Source organism: Schauerella aestuarii, from assembly GCF_009866805.1.
Classification (GTDB): domain Bacteria; phylum Pseudomonadota; class Gammaproteobacteria; order Burkholderiales; family Burkholderiaceae_B; genus Schauerella; species Schauerella aestuarii.
In genome coordinates, this window is record NZ_SIZW01000033.1 from 1 (window position 1) to 3,317 (window position 3,317).

The window sequence follows — 3,317 nt, forward strand, 5'->3', positions numbered from 1 at the left end:
CGACAGCGAACCCAGCGTCGAGCCGAGCGGGACTGCAGTGCCGGCCTTGAACGTGCTTTGGCCAGCGTCGGCATCCGAGATCGTCAATGTGCCAGTGGACACGAGGTTGCCGTTCGCGTTGACGGCGGAGTCTTCGGTCACGGTGCCAGCGTTCGTGCCCGAGAATGTCGGCACATCATTCGTACCGGTGATCGTGACAGTAACGACGGTGGTGGTGCCATCCGCTGCCGAAACCGTGAACGACTCAACCTTTGTTTGACCGGCAGCCAGGTATTGAACTGCACTGTTCGCGACGTTGTAGGTCCACGTGCCATTCTCAGCAATGGACAACGAGCCCAGCGTCGTGCCGACCGGCACAGCGGTACCAGCCTTGAACGTGCTTTGGCCTGCGTCTGCGTCGGAGATCGTCAACGTGCCAGACGAAACCAGATTGCCGTTGGCGTTGACAGCGGTGTCTTCCGTGACGGCGCCAGCGTTCGTTCCCGAGAATGTCGGAACATCGTTCGTGCCCGTGATCGTCACCGTGACGACGGTTGTCGTGCCGTCAGCGGCCGAGACTGTGAACGACTCAACCTTCGTCTGACCAGCGGCCAGGTATTGAACGGCGCTATTGGCGACGTTGTAGGTCCAAGTGCCATTCTCAGCAATCGACAGCGAACCCAAGGTTGAACCGACCGGGACGGCAGTGCCAGCCTTGAACGTGCTTTGACCCGCGTCGGCGTCCGAGATCGTCAGGGTGCCCGACGAGACCAGATTGCCGTTAGCGTTGACTGCCGTGTCTTCAGTCACGGTGCCGGTAGCTGCGCCAGCGAACGTCGGCACATCATTCGTACCGGTGATCGTGACGGTGACCAAGGTGGTGGTGCCATCCGCTGCCGAGACCGTGAACGACTCAACCTTGGTTTGGCCCGCGGCCAAATACTGCACGGCCGAGTTGGCAACGTTGTAGGTCCAGGTGCCGTTCTCGGCGATGGACAACGAGCCCAAGGTTGAACCGACCGGGACTGCGGTACCAGCCTTGAACGTGCTTTGGCCAGCGTCGGCGTCCGAGATCGTCAATGTGCCTGACGAAACCAGATTGCCGTTGGCGTTGACTGCCGTATCTTCGGTGACGGTGCCGGTAGCAACACCTGCAAACGTCGGCACATCATTCGTGCCGGTGATCGTGACGGTGACGACCGTGGTGGTGCCGTCAGCGGCCGAGACTGTGAACGACTCAACCTTCGTCTGACCAGCGGCGAGGTACTGAACTGCACTGTTCGCGACGTTGTAGGTCCAAGTGCCATTCTCAGCAATCGACAGCGAACCCAAGGTTGAACCGACCGGGACGGCAGTGCCAGCCTTGAACGTGCTTTGACCCGCGTCGGCATCAGAGATTGTCAACGTGCCGGACGAAACAAGGTTGCCGTTGGCGTTGACAGCCGTGTCTTCCGTGACGGCGCCAGCGTTCGTGCCCGAGAATGTCGGCACATCATTCGTACCGGTGATCGTCACCGTCACAACGGTGGTCGTGCCATCAGCGGCCGAGACCGTGAACGACTCAACCTTCGTCTGACCAGCGGCGAGGTACTGAACTGCGCTGTTGGCAACGTTGTAGGTCCAGGTGCCATTTTCAGCGATCGACAACGAGCCTAAGGTCGAACCAACCGGAACAGCAGTGCCAGCCTTGAACGTGTTCTGACCCGCGTCGGCATCCGAGATTGTCAACGTGCCGGACGAAACAAGGTTGCCATTGGCGTCGACGGCCGTGTCTTCGGTGACCGTGCCGGTGGCGGCACCAGCAAATGTCGGCACATCATTGGTGCCGGTGATCGTGACCGTGACGACAGTGGTCGTGCCGTCAGCGGCGGATACCGTGAACGACTCAACCTTCGTCTGACCAGCGGCGAGGTACTGAACAGCCGAGTTGGCGACGTTGTAGGTCCATGTACCGTTTTCGGCGATGGACAACGAGCCCAAGGTCGAACCGACGGGGACGCCAGTGCCAGCCTTGAACGTGCTTTGGCCTGCGTCTGCGTCGGAGATCGTCAACGTGCCCGATGAAACCAGATTGCCATTAGCGTTGACGGCCGTGTCTTCCGTGACGGCGCCAGCGTTCGTTCCCGAGAATGTCGGGACGTCGTTCGTGCCGGTGATCGTGACCGTCACAACGGTGGTGGTGCCGTCAGCAGCGGAAACTGTGAACGACTCAACCTTTGTTTGACCGGCAGCCAGGTATTGAACTGCACTGCTAGCGACGTTGTAGGTCCATGTGCCGTTCTCGGCAATCGACAGTGAACCCAAAGTCGAACCGACCGGGACGGCGGTACCAGCCTTGAACGTGCTTTGGCCAGCGTCCGCGTCCGAGATCGTCAGGGTGCCCGACGAGACCAGATTGCCGTTAGCGTTGACGGCAGTGTCTTCCGTGACAGCGCCAGCGTTCGCGCCCGAGAACGTCGGGACATCGTTGGTCCCGGTGATGGTGACCGTCACGACAGTGGTTGTGCCGTCAGCGGCCGAGACCGTGAACGATTCGACCTTCGTTTGGCCAGCAGCGAGGTACTGAACCGCGCTGTTGGCAACGTTGTAGGTCCAGGTGCCGTTCTCGGCGATGGACAACGAACCCAAGGTCGAACCGACCGGAACGGCGGTGCCAGCCTTGAACGTGCTTTGACCCGCGTCGGCGTCCGAGATCGTCAGGGTGCCCGACGAGACTAGATTGCCGTTCGCGTTGACAGCGGTGTCTTCGGTGACAGCGCCAGCGTTCGTGCCCGAGAATGTCGGGACATCGTTGGTGCCGGTGATCGTGACGGTAACGACAGTCGTCGTGCCATCAGCGGCCGAAACCGTGAACGATTCGGTCTTCGTTTGATCAGCGGCAAGGTACTGAACCGCGCTGTTGGCAACGTTGTAGGTCCAGGTGCCGTTCTCGGCGATGGACAACGAACCCAAGGTTGAACCGACCGGGACGGCAGTGCCAGCCTTGAATGTGCTTTGGCCAGCGTCTGCGTCAGAGATCGTCAGCGTGCCCGACGAGACCAGATTGCCGTTTGCATTGACCGCAGTGTCTTCAGTGACGGCGCCAGCGTTCGTGCCCGAGAATGTCGGAACATCATTCGTACCGGTGATGGTGACCGTCACGACGGTGGTGGTGCCATCCGCTGCCGAAACCGTGAACGACTCAACCTTTGTTTGACCGGCAGCCAGGTATTGAACGGCGCTATTGGCGACGTTGTAGGTCCAATTGCCATTCTCAGCAATGGACAACGAGCCCAGCGTCGAACCGACCGGCACAGCGGTACCAGCCTTGAACGTGCTTTGGCCAGCGTCGGCATCCG

The 3,317-nt window shown here is 60.4% G+C and carries 1 protein-coding gene; it reads right to left on the reverse strand.

Annotation, left to right across the window (positions count from 1 at the left end; all coding sequences use genetic code 11):
* Nucleotides 1–3,317, reverse strand: a 3,317-nt coding sequence (locus EYW45_RS00140) for a beta strand repeat-containing protein (RefSeq protein WP_202444509.1), incomplete at both ends; no start/stop codon positions are given.